This window comes from Bacteroides sp. L10-4, from assembly GCF_013373675.1.
Lineage (GTDB): Bacteria > Bacteroidota > Bacteroidia > Bacteroidales > Bacteroidaceae > Bacteroides > Bacteroides muris.
Genome location: NZ_JABXJH010000016.1, coordinates 1 through 24,844, shown reverse-complemented (window position 1 = coordinate 24,844; position 24,844 = coordinate 1). Strand labels below are relative to the sequence as shown.

Here is a 24,844-nt window from a genome sequence, read left to right as displayed (position 1 = left end):
AATTATCGGCATCATGCTTGATGCTGCAGTGCTTTTAAATCTTGTTTTTTAATAATTTTTATAAGGTTCGGGTGCAAATATAAGGAAACGTGTTAAATAAAGAGGGATAAATCAATAAAACTTTTATAGTTTATTTATCACACTCTGATTTTTTGCCTAACTTTACACGCTAAAATCATAGACAGTAATAAGTTAAACCATAGATATAAGCTCATGCCTTTAAATTTACCCGATAAACTACCTGCTATCGAGTTGCTGAAAGAAGAGAATATTTTTGTTATTGACAATTCCCGGGCAACCCAGCAGGATATCCGTCCGTTGCGTATCGTTGTTCTGAACCTGATGCCGCTAAAGATTACGACGGAAACGGACTTGGTGCGTCTGCTTTCCAATACTCCGCTTCAGGTGGAAATATCGTTCATGAAGATAAAAAGCCATACTTCCAAGAACACTCCGATGGAGCACATGAAAGCGTTCTATACGGACTTTGACAAGATGCGCGATGAAAAGTACGACGGCATGATTATCACCGGTGCTCCGGTAGAACAGATGGATTTTGAGGAGGTGACTTATTGGGATGAGATTACCGGGATATTCGACTGGGCACGTACGCATGTCACCTCTACTCTCTATATCTGCTGGGCGGCGCAGGCAGGGCTCTATCATCATTATGGAGTGTCGAAGCATGCACTGGATAAGAAGATGTTCGGTATCTTTGAACATCGTACCCTGCAGCCGTTGCATCCCATTTTCCGAGGATTTGATGATATGTTCTATGTGCCGCATAGCCGTCACACGGAAGTGCGCCGGGAAGATATACTGAAGATTCCGGAATTGACGTTGCTTTCCGAGTCGGAGGATGCCGGTGTATATATGGCAGTGGCCCGTGGAGGGCGTGAGTTCTTCGTGACCGGCCATTCGGAATACTCTCCGTTGACGCTGGACACAGAGTATCGACGTGACTTGAATAAGGGCCTGCCCATCGAGATGCCCCGTAACTACTATGTGGACGATGACCCGGACAAAGGAGTGCTGGTGCGTTGGCGCGCCCATGCCAATTTGTTGTTCTCCAATTGGCTGAATTATTTCGTATATCAGGAGACGCCGTATAATATCAACGATATAGAATGAGTCGTGAGTAATTTGTAACTGAACAAATGATAAAACAACGTAAAATAGAGCTGCTGGCTCCTGCCAAGAATTTGGAGTGTGGCATAGAAGCCGTGAATCATGGAGCGGATGCGGTCTACATCGGTGCACCCAAGTTCGGTGCGCGTGCCGCTGCCGTCAACTCTTTGGAGGATATTGCAGTCTTGGTGGAGCATGCCCATTTGTATAATGCCCGTATCTATGTGACGGTCAATACCATTCTGAAAGAAGAAGAGCTGAAGGAGACGGAGAGGATGATTTGGGAATTGTACCGCATCGGGGTGGATGCGCTGATTGTGCAGGACATGGGGATTACGCGGCTGAATTTGCCACCCATCCCGTTGCATGGCAGCACACAGATGGATAACCGTACGCCGGAGAAAGTACGTTTTCTTGCCGATGCCGGTTTCCGTCAGGTTGTGCTGGCACGCGAGTTGTCGTTGCAGGAGATACGCGGTATCCACGAGGCTTGTCCCGATGTGCCGCTCGAGGTTTTTGTACACGGGGCTCTTTGTGTCAGTTATAGCGGGCAGTGCTATGTCAGCCAGGCCTGTTTCGGACGGAGTGCCAACCGGGGGGAATGTGCGCAATTCTGCCGTTTGCCCTTCAGCCTGGCAGATGCCGATGGCAAGACCATTGTGCACGACAAGCATCTGCTTTCTTTGAAAGACCTCAACCAAAGCGAGGTGTTGGAAGAACTGCTGGATGCCGGAGCCACTTCCCTGAAGATAGAAGGCCGTTTAAAGGATGTGACCTATGTGAAGAATGTGACGGCGGCTTACCGTAGGAAACTAGATGCCATCTTTGCCCGTCGCAAGGAATATGCCCGTGCTTCTTCAGGCACCTGCCGTTTTGATTTCCGGCCACAGTTGGACAAGAGTTTCAGTCGTGGTTTCACTCATTATTTCCTGCAAGGAAGAGGAGGGGAAATTACTTCATTCGATACGCCCAAATCTTTGGGAGAAGAGATGGGCACCTTGAAGGAGCAGCGCAGAGGCTATCTCACTGTGGCCGGTGTAAAGCCTTTCCACAACGGAGACGGTGTCTGTTTTCTGGATGAGCAGGGACGTTTGCAAGGTTTCCGTATCAACCGGGTGGATGGCAACAAGCTCTATCCGGCAGGGGAAGTGCCTCGTATCAGACCGCGTACCCGGCTTTATCGTAACTTCGACCAGGAGTTTGAACGTGCCCTTACCCGTAAATCTTCCGAACGTAAAATAGGTGTTTGTTGGGAGTTGGCAGATACTTCTTTCGGATTCAGCCTGACGGCTGCGGACGAAGATGATAACCGCGTGACACTCTCTTTCCCTTATCCGAAGGAGTTGGCACGTACACCGCAGGCGGATAACCTGCGCAGCCAACTGGTTAAGTTGGGAAATACCCCTTTCGAGGTAGCCGGGCATCTGTCAGAAGAGGCGTCGGGTATCAGGCTCAATCTTTCTGCGAACTGGTTCCTTCCTGCTTCTGTGGTGGCAGACTGGCGCCGGCAGGTGATAGATAAGCTGATTGTGGCCCGGCGTGTTACTTGTCGTCGTGAGCTGGCCGTCTGGAAACCGACAAGCCATGTTTTCCCGGCTACTTCGCTGACCTATTTGGGCAATGTGATGAACAGTGCTGCCCGGAGTTTCTACCATGAGCATGGACTTTCGTCTATAGCGCCTGCCTACGAGGTGCAAGCGGTTCCGGATGCTGTACTCATGTTCTGCAAGCATTGTCTGCGTTTCAGTATGGGATGGTGTCCCACCTATCAGAAAGGACATTCTCCTTATAGAGAACCGTATTATTTGGTTGGAACGGACGGCAAGCGCTTCCGTTTGTCGTTTGACTGCAAGAATTGCCAGATGAAAGTCCTTGCTCATCAAGAACCGCTTTAATGAAAAATGAGGTGTTACTAACAAATGCTTGAAAATGAGTAGTGAGGAACGGAAATGTAATAAAAGGCTGGCAAATGACCGGTGCCGGGAAGCGGGTAGAGACAAGCATCCTTTGCGCTCACTGCGTCCTCTCCTGTTCTTCATTCTTTATTTTTCATGCTTCATAGCTTTAGTTTCCTGCCATTATCCCCGTCCTAATCTTGAAGATGAGAATCTGTCTAAGGAAACGCGTGATTCGCTGACTTGTCTTTTTGAGCGGCATTATACCTGGAACGCCAATCTGGAAGTGCTGGCGGATTCCGTGAATTTGGCTTGCCTGCCCGTGAAAGACTGCTATAACATGCTTCATCGGGGAGACCGCGTGGTTGTCGCGGAGTTTGCCATCCACCCTGCCGACAGCGTGGACAGTGTATGGGTGAAGCTTGCCCATTCGCAGGAGGTGCAGGGATGGCTGAGGGAGTCCGAGATGCTGCATGCTTTTATTCCTACGGACAGTATTTCGCAGGCCATCTACTTGTTCAGTGATACCCATGTCTCTTATTTCATCATGATTTTTGCCTTGTTCGTGGCGGTCTGGCTGTTCCATGCTTTCCGGCGCAAGCAGTTGAAGATGGTGTACTTCAATGACATAGACAGTCTCTATCCGTTGTTGCTATGCTTGCTGATGGCGTCTTGTGCCACTATTTATGAGTCTGTTCAGGTTTTTGCGCCGGAAACGTGGCAGCACTTCTACTTCAATCCTACTTTGTCTCCGTTCAAGGTGCCGCTTGTGCTTTCTGCTTTTCTGATGGGTTTCTGGTTGTTCATTGTGGTATTGCTGGCAGTGCTCGATGACTTGTTCCGCCAGCTTTCACCGGCAGCCGCCGTATTCTATCTGTTGGGGCTGGCCTCCTGCTGCATCTTCTGTTATTTCTTCTTTATCCTTGCTACATCCATCTATGTCGGATACTTGTTTTTGGCTGCTTTTGTATGGGTATTCTTCAAAAGGCTTCGTGTTTCGCTGCTGGCTTCACGCTATCGTTGCGGCAGATGCGGGCAGAAACTGAGGGAAAAAGGAGTCTGCCCGCATTGCGGAGCGATTAATGAATAAATCAGAATCTGCATCGCAGTTCTATCCCTGCCTGCACGGGACGTCCTTTCTGCATGAATCCGTTTCCCATACTCTCGAAATAGAAGGAGGCGTAATCTTTGTCGAGTGCATTACGTACCCAGAAGTCAATCTGTCCATGCCCTTTCTGGAAGCTGATGCGTCCGTTCAGCGTGCCGTAGAAGGCTTGGCTCACGTTGTTCTCTTCCGTCCAGTAGATACGTCCGGCGCCGGTATAGTTGGCGCTCAACCGGATACGGTCCAGCCAGCGTCCCGGACGGATGCGGAAGATGTACTGCCCGCCCACGTTCATGGTATGCTTGGGGACAAACGGTACATATTTGCCGTTGTAGCTCACTTCCTGGAGTTCTCCGTTGATACGGGCATTGCCGACGTACTCCTTGAAGGTGGCGTATGTATATCCGTAGCAGGCATTCAGCGTGAACGCGTCGGTCAGGGCAGCCTGCAGGCTTGCTTCGGCTCCGTAGCTCCGGCTTTTCCCGGCGTTTACAGTAATGCGTCCCAGTCCGCTTTCTGCGAATTTGGATATTTGCTGGTCGCGGGTGTCCATATAGAAAGCGGAGACATCGGCCAGCAGACGGTCTTCCCAAAGCGTGAGGTGCATACCTGCCTCGTAATTCCAGGTATATTCGGGCTTGTAGCGGGTTGCTTCACGTACTTCCGGTACCTTTTGTTTGATGGTGTTCACATCAATCATCAGGTTTATCATCTTCAGGTTCTCGTCCGCAGCGATGGCGTCTATCATCGAATTGCTCAATACGCCGGTAATCAGGTCGGAGAACATCTGTATGTTGTATCCCCCCGAACGGTATCCTCGGGTTGCGGTGGCATATACATTGTTCCCTTTACTCCACTCGTATTGCAGGGCGAATTTGGGCAACAGCTGTACGTAGTCCGTCGACTCCTTTCCCTGATAGGCTGCATTGCCTCTCAGCGGCGAGGCGTTCTCAATGACGATAGGGAACGGCATACCTGGTTTGTTGACCGTCACCTTGAAGTCGAAATCGGTAGGAGTAGAGGCTGAATTATAGTCCATCCGTATCTTTTCATAATCCAGACGCAGGCCGACTGTAGCGGACAGTCCTTCTGTCAGCAGGTCGTTGAAGGTGGACTGGTGGAAGATGGCTCCGCTTAGTGTGGGTGTGTCGAAACTGCCGCTTACCCGCATGCTTTGGTCGTTGATGGTCAGGTGCATGTCCGGTGCTCCCGAAAGCCCGGCGAATACATTGTTCGCGTTTCCTTCTATCACCTGGTCGATGCCTTCCTTGTGGAACACGACCGGTCCGTCCGTGTGCAGCCATTGATAGAATCCGAAGGCACCGGTAGTCCATTGCCAGCGGCGGTTGGGCCTCGACTTGAGGACAACTTCCTCGGAGAGGGTGTTCATCTTCTGCCTCTGCTCGATGTTGAAGATGTTGGCGGGGCTGAAGTCCTGGTCCATGAACATGCGGTCTTTGAGGTATTGATAGCCGGTGACCATACTCAGAGTGAAGTTACGGGCTTGATATTCCAGGTTCAGTCCGGCATTCAGCAGGTTGCGGTAGTAACTGCTTGCCTCGTCGTTGGAGATTTTGCCGATGTAGGGTTTCAGTTCCTCTTTCTGTCCGGCAGGGGCCAGACTGCCCAGGTAAAAGTAGGGATATCCTCCTTGGTCGCTGTATTCGTAGTTGATGTTCAGGTCTGCCTTCCAGTTGTCCGAGGGGAGGTAGATGGCACGGAAGCGTCCGCCTGCCGATTGCCCCTTGTCGGCTTTCTCGTCTCTCACCGTGTTGCGGAAGAATCCTCCTTGGTAGTCGTAGAATCCTCCGGCAGAAAAGGCGAACCGTTCCGAAAGCCGGTGATAGTGGGTCAACGAGGTGTTATAGGCATTGTGCGTGCCTGCCCCCACGTGGAAGTCCGTTCCTTGGTAGGAGAAGGGGGATTTGGTGTGTACCTTTATCAGCCCGCCCATGGCATTGCGTCCGTAGAGCGTGCCTTGCGGACCGCGAAGCACGTCAATGCGCTCCACGTCGGCGTAGCTGAAGTCGAAGGCCGACTTGTCTATATAAGGAATGTTATCCACGTAAAGTCCTACCGAGGGAGTGTTGATGCGCGAACCTATGCCGCGGATATAGACAGCCGAAGTCAGTCGCGAGCCGTAGTCGGGGATAAACATATTGGGCACTACGGACGTCAGATTCTTGATGGAGTTTACTTGTGCGTTCTGCATGTCTTGTTGCGAAAGCAGGGTGACGGCAGCGGGCTGCTCGCGCAGTTTCCGGTTCTCTTTTGGGGCAGCAATGACGGTTATTTCCTCCACATCCACCACTTTCAAAGTGTCTGCCTCTTCGGCAAGTACATTGCCGGTTGCCAAAAGGCAGAAGACACCGGCTAAAATTCTATGTCTGTTCATAAACTGTTTTTTTGCGCTTGCAAAGTAAAGGGATTCTTGTGGAAGAGGCAATCCTCATTTATTAGGATTTCGTTCTTGGAGTGCCAATCATGAATCGTTCCATCACATAGAAAATATCGTTCCGTCATGGGGTAAAAATCGTTCCATCATGGTGGAACGATTTTTACCCCATGACGGAACGATTAAGTTTTAACATATAAGTATATTGATTGGGGCGGAGCCTTTCTGAAGAACTCCGCTTCTGATGTATTCCGGTTGTAGGATTATATTCTGTCGGCTTCCACATATCCATGCATGACTGCATAGATAGTCAGCCCGGATACGGACTTGATGCCCAGCTTCTCGGTGATATTCTTGCGGTGTGAGATGACGGTAGTCTGGCTGATGTTCAGTTTGTCGGCAATCTCCTTGTTGATAAGTCCTTTGATAATCAGCACCAGTACTTCTATTTCCCGGGCGGAAAGGTCGTGTCCGGCAGCTGTATTTACTGCCATATCCGAGTGTCTGGCAGGTGCCGGCTTTTCGTGGTTTTGTCTGTATTGGTTTCCGTATTGGCGCAGTTGCAGGATGTTCTTTGCCAAGTTTTGTTCGTCCTGATAGATGTTCAGCGTCGGCATGCCCGACAGTTGGGGAACGGTTTCACCATTGACCAGCACAATGGTTTTGGGCATGCGCTCCAGAAAGAAAGCGGTATGCTCGAAGTAAATCTGTGAAGAGATGAAGTAATGCACATACATGTCAGGTGTATCATCCATCAACTCACCAAAGGAACGGAAAGAGCGGATGACGGCTGTCGGGATGATTTCCTCCAGCAGGTTCTGCAGTCCCAGGCATGAGAGGGTGTTGGAGTCGACGATTGCTATTTCAGGAGTCATTCTCGTTTTTTGTTTCTGCAAAAGTACGGATTATTTTTATGAACGAAAAGAAAATCAAAACAGTGTCTCAGCCGAAGAAGGCCTTTGCCGCTTCCGCACACCGTTCGCCGTCAATTCCGGCAGACACAATGCCTCCGGCATATCCGGCGCCTTCTCCGCAAGGGAACAAGCCTTTTATGCGTATATGTTGCAACGTTTCTTTGTCTCTTGTTATGCGTACCGGTGCTGATGTACGCGTTTCCACTCCAATCATTACCGCCTCGTTCGTCAAGAAACCGTGGCTGTATTTTCCGAATAGCTGGAAACCTTTGCTCAGGCGTTCTGCAATGAAAGAAGGCATCCAGAAGTGGAGAGGTGAGGAAACCAATCCCGGTGCATACGAAGTTTCTGGCAGGTCGTAACTCAATTTTTTCTTAGTGAAGTCTGCCATTCTCTGCGCCGGTGCCGTCTGCTTCATATTGCCTTGTTGCCAGCAGAGGCGCTCCAGATATTCTTGAAAGTACATCATGCTTAATGGAGAATTGACTGTGGACAATTGACAATTAGCCGCACTGTCGTGCTCTATGTCTTCCGGTCGCAACTCCACTACCATTCCCGAATTGCTCCAACGGGAGCCGCGGTTGCTGGGACTCATTCCGTTGACTACAATCTGTTCGGGACCGCTGGCAGCGGGCACGACAAAACCGCCGGGACACATGCAGAAACTGTATACTCCCCGTCCGTCCACCTGGTTTACAAAGCTGTATTCGGCGGCGGGCAGATATTTTCCCCGTCCGTTCCGGTTATGATATTGTATCCGGTCTATCAAGGCAGCGGGGTGTTCCAGTCGTACGCCTACGGCAATGCCTTTGGCTTCAATCTCTATATTGTTGGCGGCAAGCCAGCGGTATACGTCCCGGGCGGAGTGGCCGGTGGCAAGTATCACCGGGCCGAGGAAGGTCTTGCCGGTATTCGTTTCAATGCCTTTGACTTCATCCTTCTCTATGAGCAGGGCGTCCATGCGTGTCTCGAAGTGAACTTCGCCACCGCATTCGATGATGGTGTTCCGCATGTTTTCGATGACACGCGGCAGTTTGTCCGTACCTATGTGCGGATGTGCATCTACCAGTATGGAAGTAGAGGCGCCATGTTGGCAGAAGACGTTCAGAATCTTGTCTACATTACCGCGCTTCTTGCTGCGTGTGTACAGCTTGCCGTCCGAGTAGGCGCCGGCGCCTCCCTCTCCGAAGCTGTAATTGGACTCCGGGTTGACGAGTTGTCGGCGGCCGATTTGCGCCAGGTCTTTCTTGCGTTCCCGCACGTCCTTTCCGCGTTCCACGATGACGGGGCGCAGACCGAGCTCTATCAGGCGCAGGGCGGCGAAGAGTCCTCCGGGACCGGCTCCCACCACTATCACTTGCGGTTTTCCTTCTACATTATTATATGGGGTATGTTGATATTCGTCCTCTTTCGGCATCTCGTTCAGATATGCCCGCACGTTGAGATTGATATAGATAGTCCGCTGACGGGCATCGATACTGCGCTTCAGGATGCGCGTGGCTGTTATTTCCCGTGCGTTCAGGCCTTTTTCGTGTACTAGGTAGTCTTTCAGGCGTTGCTCGTTTGCCGCAACTTCGGGCAATACGCGCAGTTGGTATTCTTGTATCATAATGATTATCCGAATAGGGCACGGAATGCTTCTTCCACCTTCCGCACCGGTATCAATTCCATTTTAATCTTTTTCGTGTTCAGTCCTTGCATGTTATACTTGGGAAGTATGAATCGCTTGAATCCAAGTTTTTCTGCTTCTCCGATACGTTGCTCTATGCGGTTGACAGGACGGATTTCGCCAGACAGACCTATTTCTCCCGCCATGCATACCTCCGGCTCTACGGCTGTGTCCATGTTGCTGGAAAGTATGGCACTGATGACAGCCAAGTCTATGGCAGGGTCGTTCACCTTCAGTCCTCCGGCAATGTTGAGAAACACGTCTTTCTGTGCCAGCTTGAAGCCTACACGTTTTTCCAATACGGCCAGCAGCATATTCATGCGGCGGATGTCGAATCCCGTGGCAGAACGTTGCGGGTTGCCATATACAGCGCTGCTGACCAATGCCTGCGTTTCGATGAGGAACGGCCTGACGCCTTCTATCGCCGAGGCAATGGCTATGCCGCTCATGCCTTCATGGTCCTGGCTCAGCAGCAGTTCGGAGGGGTTGCTTACCTGTCGTAATCCATCTTGCCGCATTTCGTAGATACCCAGTTCGGCGGTACTTCCGAAGCGGTTCTTGATGCTGCGTAGGATACGGTACATATAATGTTGGTCGCCCTCGAACTGGAGTACGGTATCCACGATATGTTCCAGTACCTTGGGACCGGCTATGCTGCCTTCCTTATTGATATGCCCGATGAGGATGACCGCCGTATGCGTTTCCTTGGCAAAGCGCAGGATGGAAGCGGAACATTCCCGCACCTGAGCGATGCTCCCCGGCGAGGATTCGAGGGTTTCGGTAGAAATCGTCTGTATGGAGTCGATGATGACTATGTCCGGACGAATGTTCTTGACGTGGACGTAAATCTGTTCCAAGGAAGTTTCGCACACGATGAGGCAGTCACTGGAAGTGTTTGTCAAGCGGTCGGCACGCAGTTTCAACTGGCGGGTGCTTTCTTCACCGGATACATAAAGGATGCGTTTCTCCGGTATGCGGAGTACGGTCTGTAGCACCAGGGTGGATTTGCCGATGCCCGGTTCGCCGCCAATCAGTACAAGAGAGCCTTGTACAAGACCGCCGCCCAGTACCCGGTTCAGCTCGGCGTCATGGAGGTCGATACGCGGCTCGTCATCGGCCACAATTTCATGGAGGGTGACGGGTTTGGCCTTGGCAGTTGCTATGCCCGATACGGGACGCTTGTTCACCACTTCTTTCCGCACCACCTCTTCCACATACGTGTTCCACATTCCGCACGACGGGCATTTGCCTACCCATTTGGGAGAGTCTTGCCCGCAGTTGCTGCATACATAAACCGTCTTTTCTTTAGCCATAATTGAGCATTCCTTCTAAAATGATTGCCCAAAGGTACAATTTTTCGATGCAGGGCTTGCAGACTCCCATAGAGTTTTTTTATTTTTGTGGGTAGAAAACAATAACATATCATAAAAGCCATGATAGAAGATATTCTTGCATATAACAGACGTTTTGTAGCCGAAAAGGGGTATGAGAAATACATCACGAATAAATACCCGGATAAGAAGATTGCCATCCTCTCTTGTATGGATACCCGTTTGACCGCTTTACTGCCGGCCGCTTTGGGCATAAAGAACGGCGATGTGAAGATGATAAAGAATGCGGGTGGAATCATTTCGCATCCGTTTGGCAGCGTCATCCGTAGTCTGATGGTGGCCATCTATGAGTTGGGAGTGACGGAAGTTATGGTGATTGCCCACTCCGATTGCGGCGCGTGCCATATGAGCAGTGCCCAGATGATAGAGCATATGAAGACCCGAGGTATCAAGCAGGAGACGATTGATATGATTCGTTTCTGCGGAGTGGATTTTGAGTCCTGGTTATATGGATTCGAAGATACGGAGAAATCGGTAAAAGGTACGGTGGAAGCCATTATCAATCATCCGCTGATACCGAATGACATCAATGTCAGCGGTTTCATAATAGATTCTGTGACGGGAGAACTGACCCCGGTGCGGTGATGGTTGTGCTTCACACGGTAATTTCCCCTGCCAGCGGCCGTCCCATCAGTTCGCGTATTTCGGCAGGCGGATAATCGTGCCCCAGGAGGAACATCAGCTTGGTTACGGCAGATTCCGTCGTACTGTCATATCCGCAGACAACTCCTGCCTGCATCAGTTGGTAACCGGTTTCATAACGCTCCATTTCAACGGTGCCGGCGCTGCATTGGGTGACATTGACAATGATGATTCCCTGTTCGCAGGCATTGTGCAGGCGGCGTAGGAACCATTCCTTTCGGGGAGCGTTGCCGGAACCGTAGGTTTCGAGGACTACGGCTTTCAGTCCTTCAGTGGCAAGTATGGCTGCCACGACATTTTCCTGAATACCTGGAAAAAGCTTCAGTATGGCGATGTTGGTATCGAGCAGATAGTGAGGCTCCAGTTCGCGGGGAGTGCCGTGCGTATGAATCTGCACATTATTATATTTAATATGTATACCGGCGGAAGCGAGTACCGGATAATTGAAGGAACGGAAAGCATTGAAGTTCTCCGCGTTCATTTTGGTGGTGCGGTTGCCGCGCATCAGGTGGTTTTCGAAGAAGATGCAGACTTCGGGCACGATGGGCCGTCCGTTGGCGTGGCAGGCGGTGGCTATCTCGATGCTGGTCAGTAGGTTTTCTTTGCCGTCTGTACGGAGCACGCCGATGGGCAGTTGTGAACCGGTCAGGATAACGGGTTTGTTCAGTCCCTCGAGCATGAAGCTGAGTGCGGATGCAGTATAGGCCATCGTATCTGTGCCATGCAGAATGACGAAACCCGTATACCGGTCGTAGTTGTCGCTGATGATGCGTACCAGTTTACGCCAGGCATCGGGGGCCATGTCCGAAGAATCCATGGGCGGGTCGAACTGATAAGTGTCGATACGGAACGCAAACCTCTGAAGCTCGGGAACATGTTTCTGCAACTGCTCGAAATTGAAGCTTTCCAGAGCACCGGTCTCTGTATTCTCTATCATTCCAATACTTCCGCCGGTGTATATTAGCAAAACGGAAGTGTTTTCTGGGTTCATGCGCACTTTTCTTTCATATTTTTCATGCAAATATAATGATTTATCTTAATAATAGTATCAAAATGTTAGAAAAGAATGGACGGATATACAGAAAAAAGGTATGGAAAGTGTGAAAGTGTAAGCCGGAAGTTGTGCATATATCTTGCCTTTTTAGAGCCTTTCTATATTTTTATCGCAAAAAAGTCGTAAAAAGTGATATATTGAATGTTTTTATTGTTACTTTTGCAACACTTATCATAAACGATAGAAACAAGAGACAATGAACAAGTACTATCTGCATACAGTCACATCCATGTGGACTATGACCCTTAGGGGTTAGGGATAGTATTTTGTGTTTCTACGTGTTACACCATTTTTAAGCAGTTTTTCCATTTAATTAAAGTCAATGCAAGCTGTAGCAGCTTGTTTCCGACACATTGTATCAACCATCTCAACAATATAAAGAGAAATGAAAGTAATGAAATTCGGCGGAACGTCCGTAGGTTCCGTGAACAGTATTTTGAGCGTCAAGAGAATTGTAGAAGCAGTTGACGAACCGGTTATCGTGGTAGTGTCCGCATTGGGCGGCATCACGGACAAGTTGATTAACACTTCCAAGATGGCGGCAGTCGGTGATGCTTCTTACGAGAATGAGTTTCGGGAGATTGTCCACCGTCATGTGGAAATGATAAAGGAAGTGATTCCGGCAGGCGAGGCGCAGGTTGTCTTGCAGCGCCAGATTGGTGAGCTGCTCAACGAGCTGAAGGACATCTTCCAGGGTATTTATCTGATAAAAGACCTTTCGCAGAAGACATCCGATACCATTGTGAGCTATGGCGAGCGTCTTTCATCCATCATTGTTGCCCAGTTGACGGGGGCTGAATGGTTTGATTCGCGTAAGTTTATCAAGACGGAAAAGAAGCATTCCAAGCATGTACTGGATACGGACTTGACCAATTCGCTGGTACGTGAGACATTCAGCAGCCTGCCCAAGCGTGTGCTGGTTCCGGGTTTTATCGCCACAGACAAGATGACGGGCGAGGTGACAAATCTGGGTAGAGGTGGTTCCGACTATACAGCGGCAATCATTGCTGCCGCGCTGGATGCCGACAGTCTGGAAATCTGGACGGATGTGGACGGGTTCATGACGGCTGATCCGCGTGTGATTTCCGGGGCATACACAATCAATGAATTGAGCTATGTGGAAGCTACGGAGCTTTGTAACTTCGGTGCGAAAGTTGTCTATCCGCCGACAATCTATCCGGTTTGCCACAAGAATATTCCCATTCTGGTAAAGAATACCTTTAATCCGGAGGGGGTAGGAACTGTTATCAAGCAAGAGGCTTCCAATCCGCAGAGTAAGGCCATCAAAGGTATTTCTTCCATTAACGATACGAGCCTGATTACAGTGCAAGGCCTTGGTATGGTAGGTGTTATCGGTGTGAACTACCGTATCTTCAAGGCGTTGGCAAAGAACGGCATCAGCGTGTTCCTTGTGTCCCAGGCTTCTTCAGAGAATTCAACCTCTATCGGTGTGCGCAATGCGGATGCCGACTTGGCTTGCGAGGTACTGAACGAGGAGTTTGCCAAGGAAATCGAGATGGGAGAGATTTCCCCCATTCAGGCGGAAAAGAATCTGGCTACTGTGGCCATCGTAGGCGAGAACATGAAGCATACGCCGGGTATTGCCGGAAAATTGTTTGGTACGTTGGGACGTAACGGTATCAATGTAATTGCCTGTGCGCAGGGTGCCTCGGAAACCAACATCTCGTTTGTTGTGGACAACAAGTCGTTGCGCAAATCGCTGAATGTTATTCATGATTCTTTCTTCTTGTCAGAATATCAGGTATTGAATCTCTTTATCTGCGGTATAGGAACCGTAGGCGGCAGCCTGATAGAGCAAATTCACAGCCAGCGCCAGAAGTTGATGCAGGAGAACGGCTTGCAACTGAATGTAGTGGGTATCGCCGATGCAAACAAGGCCATGTTCAGCCGCGAAGGTTTCGATTTGGGACGTTTCCGTGAAGAGCTGCGGGAGAAAGGAAAGAACAGTTCCCTGGAAACGTTGCGCAATGAGATTATCGGTATGAACATCTTTAACTCTGTCTTTGTGGACTGTACGGCAAGTGCAGGCGTGGCTTCCCTTTACAAGGACTTGTTGCTGCACAATGTTTCGGTAGTGGCTGCCAATAAGATTGCCGCTTCTTCTGAATACGAGAACTACCGTGAACTGAAACAGATTGCCCGCCAACGCGGTGTGAAGTACTTGTTTGAAACGAATGTAGGCGCCGGACTCCCTATCATCAATACCATTAACGACCTTATCCATAGCGGTGACAAGATATTGAAGATTGAAGCAGTGCTGAGTGGTACGTTGAATTACATCTTCAATAAAATCAGTGCAGACATTCCTTTCAGCAAGACCATCAAGATGGCACAAGAGGAACGTTACTCCGAGCCCGATCCGCGTATCGACCTCAGTGGAAAGGATGTTATCCGCAAACTGGTGATTCTGGCACGCGAGGCCGGTTATCGTTTGGAACAGAGCGATGTGGAGAAGAACTTGTTTGTGCCCGATGACTTCTTTGAAGGCTCCCTGGATGACTTCTGGAAGAAAGTGCCGGGCCTCGATGCCGATTTCGAAGCCCGCCGCAAGGTGTTGGAAGCCGAGAACAAGCATTGGCGTTTCGTAGCCAAACTGGAAAACGGCAAGGCATCCGTCGGTTTACAGGAAGTCTGTGCCAACCATCCGTTCTACGGTCTGGAGGGCAGCAATAACATCATCCTGCTGACCACGGCACGTTATAAGGAATATCCGATGATGATACAAGGCTACGGAGCCGGTGCGGGTGTAACGGCTGCAGGGGTATTTGCGGATATTATGAGCATTGCAAACGTTTAATCCCAAGGGTAAATAGAAAGATGAAACACATCATTATATTAGGTGACGGTATGGCCGACTGGCCCGTGAAGGCTCTGGGAAGCAAGACCTTGATACAGGCGGCTGCAACGCCCTATATGGACAAGCTGGCATGTATGGGACGTGTGGGAAGGCTGGTGACAGTGGCCGATGGATTTCATCCCGGCAGTGAGGTGGCGAATATGTCCGTTCTGGGCTATAACCTGCCGAAGGTGTATGAAGGCCGTGGTCCGTTGGAGGCGGCGAGCATTGGTGTGGACTTGCAGCCGGGTGAGATGGCGATGCGCTGCAATATTATCTGCATCGAGGGAGACGATATCCGGAATCATTCTGCCGGGCACATCACCACAGAGGAAGCGGATGTGTTGGTGAAATACCTTCAGGAGCATCTGGGCGACGACCGCGTGTGTTTCCATACGGGCGTGCAATATCGCCATCTGCTGGTAATAAAGGGAGGGGACAAGCGCATTGACTGCACACCGCCCCACGATGTCCCCTTGAAGCCTTTCCGTCCGTTGATGGTGAAGCCGATGGAGGGTACGGAAAACATTACAGTCCCCGAAGGAGAGGCAGCACTTACTCCGAAGCAGACTGCCGACTTGATTAACGATTTGATTCTCCGTTCGCAAGAGTTGCTGGAAAACCATCCGGTCAACGTGAAGCGGAAGGCGGAGGGGAAGGACCCTGCCAATAGCATCTGGCCATGGAGCCCTGGTTATCGTCCGCAGATGGAGCGCCTTTCAGACAAGTTCCCGCAGGTGAAGCGTGGTGCAGTGATTTCTGCCGTGGATTTGATTAACGGTATCGGCTACTATGCCGGATTGCGGCGCATCACCGTAGAAGGTGCGACGGGGCTTTATGATACCAACTATGAGAATAAGGTGGCTGCCGCCCTCGATGCATTGCGGACGGATGATTTTGTCTACCTGCATATCGAGGCTAGTGATGAGGCCGGTCATGAAGGAAACGTCTCCTTGAAGATTATGACGATTGAGAATCTGGACAGCCGTGCCGTAGGTCCTATCTATGAGGCTGTGAAGGATTGGGAGGAACCCGTTGCCATCTCCGTATTGCCCGACCATCCCACTCCCTGCGAGCTCCGTACGCATACGGCCGAACCTATTCCGTTCCTCATCTGGCATCCGGGTATCGAGGCTGACGAAGTACGGACATTTGATGAAGTGGCAGCCTGTGAAGGCAGTTACGGACTGATGAAAGAAGACGAGTTTATTAATGAATTTATGAGTTCCACCACAGAGTAACACAGAGTTTCACGGGGGTTTATTTATAGAGAATTCTGTGAGACTCTGTGGTGAATAAAAAAATACCGCAATGAAATATTATAGCACCAACAAACAAGCCCCCGAAGCCACTCTTGAAGAGGCCGTGGTAAAGGGGCTTGCCGCAGACAAGGGGCTTTTCATGCCCTTTACAATCAAAACTCTGCCACAAGAGTTTTACGATAGCATCGATACGCTCAGCTTTCAGGAGATAGCCTATCGCGTGGCCGATGCCTTCTTTGGCGAGGATGTTCCTGCCGATACGCTGAAACAGATTGTTTATGACACACTCAGTTTCGATGTCCCTCTGGTCTGGGTGACGGAGAATATTTATTCACTTGAGCTGTTCCATGGTCCGACGCTTGCCTTTAAGGATGTAGGCGGGCGCTTCATGGCGCGTTTGCTGGGGTACTTTATCAAGAAGGAGGGCAAGAAGCAAGTTAATGTTCTTGTGGCTACTTCCGGTGATACGGGGAGTGCCGTTGCCAACGGTTTCCTCGGTGTGGAAGGCATACACGTCTATGTGCTCTATCCGAAGGGAAAAGTCAGTGAAATTCAGGAGAAGCAATTCACTACCTTGGGACAGAATATCATGGCTATTGAGGTAGATGGCACGTTCGACGATTGCCAGGCTCTGGTCAAATCCGCTTTTATGGACCGGGAACTCAACGAACACCTGCAACTGACCAGTGCCAATTCCATCAATGTGGCGCGTTTCCTGCCGCAGGCATTCTATTATTTCTATGCCTATGCTCAATTGAAGAAAGTGAAGGGTGACTCCTCACCGGTTATCTGTGTCCCCAGCGGTAATTTCGGCAACATCACTGCCGGACTTTTCGGTAAGCGTATGGGGCTTCCCGTGGAGCGTTTTATCGCTTCCAACAACCGCAATGATATTTTCTTCCAATATTTGCAGACGGGCATTTATACGCCGCGTCCCAGCATCGCCACCATTGCCAACGCGATGGATGTGGGCGACCCAAGCAACTTTGCCCGCGTACTCGACCTTTATGGAGGCAGTCATGCCGCCATTTCTGCCGAAATCAGCGGTGCCGCTTATACCGACGAGCAGATTGCCGAAACTATGCGGGAAGTGTGGAAGAAGGACCATTATTTGCTCGACCCGCACGGAGCCTGCGGCTTCCGGGCCCTGGCCGAAGGACTGAAACCCGGCGAAACGGGCGTGTTCCTGGAAACGGCTCATCCGGCGAAATTCAAGGATACGGTCGAAAAGATTATCGGTGAAGCCGTAGAAATGCCTGCTAAGCTTCAGACCTTTATGCGCGGTGAGAAGAAGAGCCTGCCGATGCCGAAGGACTTTGCAGACTTCAAGGCCTATTTGCTGACGCGCTAGGACGGTATACTTTTTCTGCTTCGTACCAGGTGGGGAGAAGAGGGAGGAGAATCAGCGGAGAACGGTATCGTTGAGGAATACCAAGTATTCTCCTTCCGCTTCGATGGTGAATTCCGTATCGGTGCATTCGTTGAGTGTGCCTTGCCACCAGTTGGTGAAGTCGCTGAGAGGATAGACCAATCCTTTGCCATGCAAGCCGCGTGCGGTGAAGTTGATGATGGATACTTGCTGTCTGGGATGACTTGGGAAGGTGCGGGTACCCCGACAGGGGATGAAAATACCGTAATCGGTATAGGTGCGTACATCGGCTCCGGCGCGGAGATAGTCGATGAGCAGGCTGATATTTCCTAGTGTATGGTCTTCGCGTTTGCCCGTGGCGCCGATGATTGCGATGTGGCGTTTGCCTTGCGCCAGCAGGAAGTTGACGGCTTTGGTCTGGTCGTTGGTCTCCTGGTCGCTGATGCGATGTAGGATATGCCCGAACTTCCGGCGGTTTTCATCACTGAGGGAGTCGCCGTCGCCGATGATTGCGTCGGGAGTATTGCCCCGGCGGATGTATTCGTCCGCTCCACCGTCGCAACAAACCACGTAAGGCGCTTCTGCCAATATCTTCAAAGGCAGGGGATTGGCAGGATATTCCCCGTTCGCCAGAACTACTGCTTCCATCTTACATCATTTTTCTCCATTTGAAGTAGCCAAAGATAGCTATAATTGTGTAAAGGGCATACAGTCCGGCTGTAAAATCAAGCCCCTTGTAGATGTACAGCCCGGTGCTGACGGCATCTACTGCAATCCACGCCCACCATTGTTCCACATATTTCCGTGCCAGCATCCACATGCCAACGATGCTCAGTGCGGTAGTGAAGGAGTCCAGCCAGGGCACATTGCTGTCCGTGAAGTTCATCAGTATCCAGGTAATGCTTAAGAGTGCCACGACAAATACGGCGGTAAGCGGCAACAGATAGTGCGACGGTATGTGGGTAATGGGCAGTTCCTGCTTTTGTTCTTCTATTCTTTTGTCTTCTCCCCTTTGTGGCGCACCTTTCCGTTTCAGGATAGTCCGTCGTAGGGACGCTCCGTACTTCCACATCGTCCAGCCGTAGATGGCGGCACCCAGATAGTAGATATTGATGCCGCAATCGGCATATAACCCTGCCTCGTAGTAGACAAAAATATAGACGGCGGGCATAATGATGCCCGCTATCCAGAGATAAATGCTTGCCCGGTATTCCAACCAGAGGTAGAGAATTCCGACAATAGTGCCTATGATTTCAAGACCGTGTTCCATCAAAAATTAATAGCTATGTGTCCCAGTACATTCCTTCCCGCCTGCGCAGCGTAGCCCGCATAGTTGTAGCGGGCTTTTTCTCCTTTATCGTTGCGGTAGTATCCGCTGCCTGCGTATCCGTTATTCTCGTATTCTTCATTGAACAGATTGTAGATGGTGCATCCTACGGTTACCGACTTTACTTTAGGCAACTTGAAGGTATAAGACAAGTTCAGGTTGCTTATGAAATAAGCATCCAGCGTACACTCCTTTTGCTTGGCGTTACTCATGTATTGCTTGCTGATATATTGTGACTGCAACGAGGTCTCGAATCCTTTGAACATATATCCCAGGCGGTTGTTCAGTATGAAGTCGGGAGAGAATGCGATGGGGGTATCCCCGTGTTTGACGCCCCATGCCTCAGACCCGACTTCTTCGTTCTCGTAGAGTGTCTCGGTGAAGTTTTGCACACGGTTTTTGCTTAGCGTGGCGTTGATGTCCCATTGGATACCGCACTCCAGCCGGATGCCTGCCATCAATTCGATACCCATGCGGTAGCTGTCGGGCACGTTGCTGGCCATGGCTTCGCCTATCTCGTTCAGCTCTCCCGTCAGTACCAGCTGATCTTTATAATCCATATAGTAGAAGTTGGCACCTGCATGGAGCCATGAGTTGGCAAAGGTATATCCCAGTTCGTAGTCGAACAAGCGCTCAGCCTTGGGATATTCGGTGAAGTAGCCGTCGGTGTAGTTGTTGCGTGTCGGCTCTTTATGGGCTACGCTGAACGAACCGTACAAGCGGTGATTACGGTTGAGTTGCCAGGACAGTCCGGCTTTCGGGTTGAAGAAGTCGAAATCTTCGTCAATGTCCAATTTTTGCATTCCCGGAGTAGCGGCAGTCCAGTTGTACTTGTCGTTCAGTCCGTTTATCCTGTAGTTGATGTGGCGGTATTGCAGGTCAAGGTAGGCGCTGAGGCCGCTTACCAGTTCATAATTGGCTTTCAGATAAATATTTCCGTCGTTCTTTGTGGCGTTGTTGCGGTAGTAGTCGTGGTCGGGGTTCAGGTGGCCGATATAGTTCTTTACCCAAAGCACCCGGCCGAAGTGGTCGCCGTCATAGCGGTTCAGTGCACCGCCTAGCGAGGCATGCAGACGGTCGGCTTTGTAGCTTACAGAGAAGATTCCGCCGCCAAACCAGTTGTCCATTGCCTTCTTGCGGATAAGGTCGCTTACTTCTACCTTGCCGCCATTGTATTCGAAAGGCGACATACCGTACTCTGCCAAGGAGCGTTCACCTTTATATTCTTGATAGTATCCGTCGCCTTTGGTGTAGTGCAGGCCGATATTCAGATTCCATTGTGAAGTGAAGTTGTGGTTGAGGAGCAGTTGGTAGTTCTTCTGTGTATAGTTGTCGGTCTGGTCGTTATAGAAGTGCAGGGCGCCTCCTTCGTTCGTGAGGTAATGTTTCTCTCCGTTGTCGTCTTTATAATATTCTTTGCCGTACACGTTGCCTTCCCGGTCGGTGGCGTACATGAAGCCGCAGGAATTATAACGCCGTCCGTAGCGTTCCATCTCCTCCTTGCTGGCGTAGTTCCATGCGTGGTAAGTGCGTTCTTTGCCGGCAAAGGTTATCAGCTTGATGGAGGTATTGTCATTGTAATATCCTCCTTGCAGGTAATAGGAGTTCAAGCTCACGGACGCCCGGTCTATATATCCGTCCGTGCTGATGTTGGAGAGCCGTGCATCGAACGACCAATGATTATTGATGAGTCCTGTTCCCACTTTCACCGTTTCCTTGTGTGTATTGAAGGAGCCGTAGGAACCGTTGAACTCTGCGTAGGGTTCCATGGAGAAATCACCCGTCTGCATGTTGATGCTGGCACCGAAAGCCCCAGCTCCGTTTGTTGAGGTCCCTGCTCCGCGTTGCACCTGCATGTCTTTGACGGAGGAGGCAAAGTCCGGCAGGTTGACCCAGAACACCGTGTGGCTCTCGGCATCGTTGATGGGGATGCCGTTGGCGGTGACGTTGATGCGCGTGCCGTCTGTGCCGCGGACCCTCAGCGTGGTGTAACCTACTCCCGCACCGGCATCGCTGGTGGTAATGGCGGAGGGCGTCATGCTCAACAGATACGGCAAATCTTGTCCGAAATTCTGTTTTTTCAGTTGTTCTTTTCCGATGTTGGTGAATGCCACCGGTGTGCTGCTGGTGGCACGCGTGGAGATGACCTCCACTTCTTGCAGGTTCACCACCCGCAGGCTGTCTTGTTCCCGTGTCTGCGCACAAACACTCAGTGCTGCCATTAGGAGGCAGGCTGCCATTGCATGTCTTTTCATTTGCAATTGTTTCGTTTAGATGAATACAGAAAAGGGGAGACTTTTCTCGTTTTTCCCTCCGCCGGCACTACCCGGATCAGGTCAATGGGTATAATCTCAGCCCGTCGTATTAGGGCACCCCTTAGTTGAAATCGAGGGCAAAAGTAGGGAGTTCCGTCGAAAAAGACAAGCTAAGTGAACGAAAACCTGAGTTATTTGTTAATTTTGTACGCTTAATTTCAAAAAAGTATAGTTATGTTATTATCCTTATTCATGGCAACTTTTGCCATCCAAACTGCTGACGATGGTTTCAGCAAACTGCAAATATTTCTTCAGCAATTGATAAATTGGAGTGTGGATGCCGGTGGGCGCATCATTGGGGCTGTCATCATTTTTGTGGTGGGGCGATTCTTGATATCCCTTCTCCGGAAAATGCTGGCGAGATTATTGGAAAAAAGGCGTGTGGATGCCAGTATCCAGAGTTTTGTGAAAAGTTTGGCCAATATCTTGCTGACCGTTCTGCTGATTATTGCCGTTGTCGGCAAGTTGGGAGTGGAGACCACTTCATTTGCAGCTTTGTTGGCATCTGCCGGTGTGGCTGTTGGTATGGCACTTTCCGGAAACTTGCAGAACTTTGCGGGTGGATTGATTGTGCTGTTGTTCCGTCCTTTCAAGGTAGGCGACTGGATTGAAAGTCAGGGCGTGTCCGGAACGGTACGTGAAATCCAAATCTTCCATACGATTTTGACCACAGCCGATAATAAGGTGATTTATATCCCCAATGGCGCGTTGAGCAGTGGGACGGTGACCAATTACAGCCGTGAGGATACGCGTCGTGTAGATTGGGTAATCGGGGTGGAATACGGTGAAAATTATGATAAGGTGGAAAGCACCGTGCGTCGTATCATCTCCGAAGACAGCCGTATCCTGAATGTTCCCGAGCCGTTTGTCGCCCTTCATGCCTTGGATGCCAGCAGCGTGAATGTAGTAATCCGTGTCTGGGTAAAGAGTGGCGACTACTGGGACGTATATTTTGATATGAACAAGAAGGTTTACTCCGTATTCAACGAAGAGGGCATCGGCTTCCCGTTCCCACAACTTACGGTGCATCAGGCGAAAGAGTGATTAAGAGCATAGTGGGCTATGTGACGAGCAAAAGAAGGAATACAAATCTTGATTGCTCTTCGTGTTTTTTGAAGGCGAAAAGCTAATATGATTTTAGTTTTTCGCCTTCGTGCTTCTAAGAATCTGTTTTAATCTTATTCAGCATTTTTTGGGAGCATAGCGAGCTATGTAACGAATAGAAAGGGGGAAACAGGCTCTAGGTTTTATTTTGTGCCCATTCATTTCCCTCTATTTATTGCTCAAGGGTTCCCTTTATCTCCCAGGTTATAAAGCTTGTTGCAAAACTGTCAAAGCAAATATGCCGACTTCCGCAATAGAAGTGCAATTCTTTGCATTGATTTCCATCAGCGGCTCTAATTTGAAATATCTGCCGTTATAACTTCTTTCGAATTGTACGACATTAGGTACAGGATTGTGCATGATGTTGCTGAATTCACCATGGGTAATGCATTTTGTCCATTTCTTACCGTCATTACTTACATAAAAATTATATTTGTAGATTGTTCCATCTAAGTTTTCATCGGTAGCAGGGGCATAGCTGAAACCAGTAATTTCTGTTTCACTGCCTAAGTCAACCACCAATGGAATCAATCCCTCTGTACGCCAAACGCTCTGAAGATTTCCGTCTATGGCTTTACCGGCTTCTTTGTCATCACCAACGATGTGGTATTGAGAAATTGGCACATTACCCAACTTCACTTTGGCATTAGTGTTCGAGAGTGGTTGTGCATAGAATAGTCCGGCATTTAGAAAATTGGCTTTGCCTCGTGCCGAACGAATAGTCAGTCTTACTTTTTCCGGTTGGCATGAATCAAAACGTATCAGGCGTTTATAGCCTACGGTGGTGCCTTCTGCCAGTTTATGCCATGCATTGTCCATCCATCCTTCCAATAGGAAATCTTCTACTCGTTGCCCTTTTGCTATATCCTCCTGAAGCATAAAAGTATTGACCAGTGCGTTTGTCTGAACTGTAAATTCTCTTGATTCTCCAGAGGAAGCCTGCCAATATGAGTTTCCCTTTTTCAGGAAATTGTCATTGAACGTATTTTTCAGATAACTGGCAAATTCATTCAACCGGAGACGATCTGTTTCATGAATCAATCCTCGTTTGTCAGGTGGTATATTCAGTAGCAATACAGAATTATATCCTACCGATTTAAAATAAATATCCACTAAATGTGACAATGGCTTTACTTGCTCATTTTGGTCTGCATGATAAAACCAACCTGGTCTGATGGATACATCTACTTCTGAAGGATACCAATAAAGTTCCGATGCACGTGCCAGTACCTCTCTACCTCCCAAATCTTTTGAACGGTTAAAAATGCCTATCTCCTTATTCCTTTGTTCGGAGTGTGTATAAATACCAGGAGTAAGTACCGTGGCACTCCATTCTGTTTCACGGCCAATCCCTTTTTCGTTGCCAACCCAACGCACATCGTCGCCCATGATGGCAGTTACGGCTTTGGGCTGCAAACTGCGGATTGTCTTCTCGATGGCAGCCCAGTCATAGATTTGCTTCTTTCCGTTCGGTCCCTCACCATTAGCACCGTCAAACCACACTTCATGTACTTCACCATAATTAGTGAGCAATTCTGTGAGTTGTTTAATAAAAAACTGATTATAAATATCACCTTGTCCATAGCATTTAGCATTACGGTCCCATGGTGAAAGATAAACACCAAATTTCAATCCGTATTTTTTGCAGGCATTACGTAATTCGCGTACCACATCGCCTTTTCCTTCTTTCCATGGTGAAGAAGTTACGGAATATTGGGTAGTTTTAGTAGGCCACAGACAAAAGCCGTCATGATGTTTGGCGGTAATGATGGCCATCTTGAAACCACTTTCTTTCAAAGATTTTACCCATTGTTCACAATCCAAAGATGTGGGATTGAATAAAGATGGGTCTTCCTTCCCTTCTCCCCATTCTCGACCTGTAAAGGTATTAATTCCGAAATGGAGAAATGCTGTCAACTCCATTTGTTGCCAATCCAACTGTTGCTTGCTGGGTATGAGTCTTGAAGCCATATCTATTTTTTGTTCAAGGGTAGCTCCTGATGGAAATACCACATGCTTTTCAAAATATTGTTGCGCTCTCGCAGGTATAGCCGAAGTTACAGTTAAGGCAATGTAAAAAATAAATTTTTTCATGATAATTTAATTAATTGAAGGGTTCACAAAAGACTTATGTATTACGAATACAAATATAGCAAAAAATAATGGATAAATTAATAATTTTATTTAGAGCCTGTTTAAAAATGCCTGAAATCTTTTTCTAAAGAGGTTTCCGTATCCGCCAGATTATTTCTTTCTTTGAAGCGACCAAACTTAAAAAAAGATGTATCATACAGATTTAACGGAAACCGATTGGCAATATATAACAAAAGTATTGAACCTGCAAGAAAGAAAGCGAAAATATGATTTGCGATTGATTTGGAACGCTATATTTTACCTGGTAAAGACAGGTTGTCAAT

The 24,844-nt window shown here is 49.3% G+C and carries 17 protein-coding genes and 1 riboswitch; of the genes, 8 read left to right on the top strand and 9 right to left on the bottom strand.

The window, feature by feature from the left end; all coding sequences use genetic code 11:
- Window positions 1–213: 213 nt before the first annotated feature.
- Genes metA through HU824_RS07200 form a run of 3 tightly spaced genes read left to right on the top strand, consistent with a single transcriptional unit; the run spans window position 214 to window position 4,113 of the window.
- Window positions 214–1,131, top strand: coding sequence for a homoserine O-succinyltransferase (gene metA / locus HU824_RS07210; RefSeq protein ID WP_176468495.1), 918 nt, complete (start codon window positions 214–216; stop codon window positions 1,129–1,131).
- A gap of 26 nt (window positions 1,132–1,157) precedes the next feature.
- Entirely contained in the window at window positions 1,158–3,023 is a 1,866-nt protein-coding gene (locus HU824_RS07205) for a U32 family peptidase (protein WP_136009754.1), read from the top strand.
- Window positions 3,024–3,057: 34 nt separating this feature from the next.
- Complete coding sequence (locus tag HU824_RS07200; RefSeq protein ID WP_176468494.1) at window positions 3,058–4,113, top strand: hypothetical protein; 1,056 nt, start codon at window positions 3,058–3,060, stop codon at window positions 4,111–4,113.
- Window position 4,114: 1 nt separating this feature from the next.
- On the opposite strand, the gene HU824_RS07195 is transcribed toward HU824_RS07200, so the two are convergent.
- From HU824_RS07195 to radA, 4 genes are all read right to left on the bottom strand, one after another.
- A complete protein-coding gene (locus tag HU824_RS07195) occupies window positions 4,115–6,523 on the bottom strand; it encodes a TonB-dependent receptor (RefSeq protein WP_176468493.1) in 2,409 nt (802 codons plus the stop codon).
- A 263-nt stretch (window positions 6,524–6,786) separates the two neighbouring features.
- Window positions 6,787–7,398, bottom strand: a complete 612-nt coding sequence (locus HU824_RS07190; protein ID WP_136009757.1) for a response regulator transcription factor — start codon at window positions 7,396–7,398, stop codon at window positions 6,787–6,789.
- 67 nt (window positions 7,399–7,465) lie between these two features.
- Entirely contained in the window at window positions 7,466–9,046 is a 1,581-nt protein-coding gene (locus HU824_RS07185) for an NAD(P)/FAD-dependent oxidoreductase (RefSeq protein ID WP_176468492.1), read from the bottom strand.
- Between the two features lie 5 nt (window positions 9,047–9,051).
- On the bottom strand, window positions 9,052–10,419 hold the full coding sequence (gene radA / locus HU824_RS07180) for a DNA repair protein RadA (RefSeq protein WP_176468491.1): 1,368 nt from the start codon (window positions 10,417–10,419) through the stop codon (window positions 9,052–9,054).
- Between the two features lie 120 nt (window positions 10,420–10,539).
- Between radA and HU824_RS07175 the strand changes: the two genes are divergently transcribed.
- Window positions 10,540–11,082 carry a carbonic anhydrase gene (locus tag HU824_RS07175; RefSeq protein WP_136009760.1) on the top strand — a complete coding sequence of 181 codons (543 nt, stop codon included), beginning with the start codon at window positions 10,540–10,542 and terminating at the stop codon, window positions 11,080–11,082.
- 10 nt (window positions 11,083–11,092) lie between these two features.
- On the opposite strand, the gene HU824_RS07170 is transcribed toward HU824_RS07175, so the two are convergent.
- Window positions 11,093–12,130, bottom strand: coding sequence for an asparaginase (locus HU824_RS07170; protein ID WP_176468490.1), 1,038 nt, complete (start codon window positions 12,128–12,130; stop codon window positions 11,093–11,095).
- Between the two features lie 448 nt (window positions 12,131–12,578).
- On the opposite strand from HU824_RS07170, the gene thrA reads away from it, so the two are divergent.
- From thrA to thrC, 3 genes are all read left to right on the top strand, one after another.
- Window positions 12,579–15,011 (top strand): bifunctional aspartate kinase/homoserine dehydrogenase I, encoded by a 2,433-nt coding sequence (gene thrA / locus HU824_RS07165; protein WP_136009762.1) that lies wholly within the window; start codon window positions 12,579–12,581, stop codon window positions 15,009–15,011.
- Window positions 15,012–15,031: 20 nt separating this feature from the next.
- Window positions 15,032–16,291, top strand: a complete 1,260-nt coding sequence (locus tag HU824_RS07160) for a cofactor-independent phosphoglycerate mutase (RefSeq protein ID WP_176468489.1) — start codon at window positions 15,032–15,034, stop codon at window positions 16,289–16,291.
- Between the two features lie 70 nt (window positions 16,292–16,361).
- A complete protein-coding gene (thrC, locus tag HU824_RS07155) occupies window positions 16,362–17,663 on the top strand; it encodes a threonine synthase (RefSeq protein WP_176468488.1) in 1,302 nt (433 codons plus the stop codon).
- Between the two features lie 51 nt (window positions 17,664–17,714).
- Here thrC and HU824_RS07150 read toward each other — a convergent pair whose 3' ends face one another.
- From HU824_RS07150 to HU824_RS07140, 3 genes are read right to left on the bottom strand one after another with little or no spacing between them, the layout of a single operon-like run.
- A complete protein-coding gene (locus HU824_RS07150; RefSeq protein WP_176468487.1) occupies window positions 17,715–18,329 on the bottom strand; it encodes a thiamine diphosphokinase in 615 nt (204 codons plus the stop codon).
- A 1-nt stretch (window position 18,330) separates the two neighbouring features.
- Window positions 18,331–18,951, bottom strand: a complete 621-nt coding sequence (gene pnuC / locus HU824_RS07145) for a nicotinamide riboside transporter PnuC (protein WP_176468486.1) — start codon at window positions 18,949–18,951, stop codon at window positions 18,331–18,333.
- Window positions 18,951–21,263, bottom strand: coding sequence for a TonB-dependent receptor (locus HU824_RS07140; RefSeq protein ID WP_176468485.1), 2,313 nt, complete (start codon window positions 21,261–21,263; stop codon window positions 18,951–18,953). Before HU824_RS07140 ends, pnuC begins: the two co-directional genes overlap by 1 nt.
- Window positions 21,264–21,299: 36 nt before the next feature.
- Window positions 21,300–21,395: riboswitch (TPP riboswitch) on the bottom strand.
- Window positions 21,396–21,497: 102 nt separating this feature from the next.
- Between HU824_RS07140 and HU824_RS07135 the strand changes: the two genes are divergently transcribed.
- Window positions 21,498–22,367, top strand: a complete 870-nt coding sequence (locus tag HU824_RS07135) for a mechanosensitive ion channel family protein (protein WP_246866899.1) — start codon at window positions 21,498–21,500, stop codon at window positions 22,365–22,367.
- A 264-nt stretch (window positions 22,368–22,631) separates the two neighbouring features.
- On the opposite strand, the gene HU824_RS07130 is transcribed toward HU824_RS07135, so the two are convergent.
- Complete coding sequence (locus tag HU824_RS07130) at window positions 22,632–24,521, bottom strand: alpha-L-fucosidase (RefSeq protein WP_176468484.1); 1,890 nt, start codon at window positions 24,519–24,521, stop codon at window positions 22,632–22,634.
- Between the last annotated feature and the right edge of the window lie 323 nt (window positions 24,522–24,844).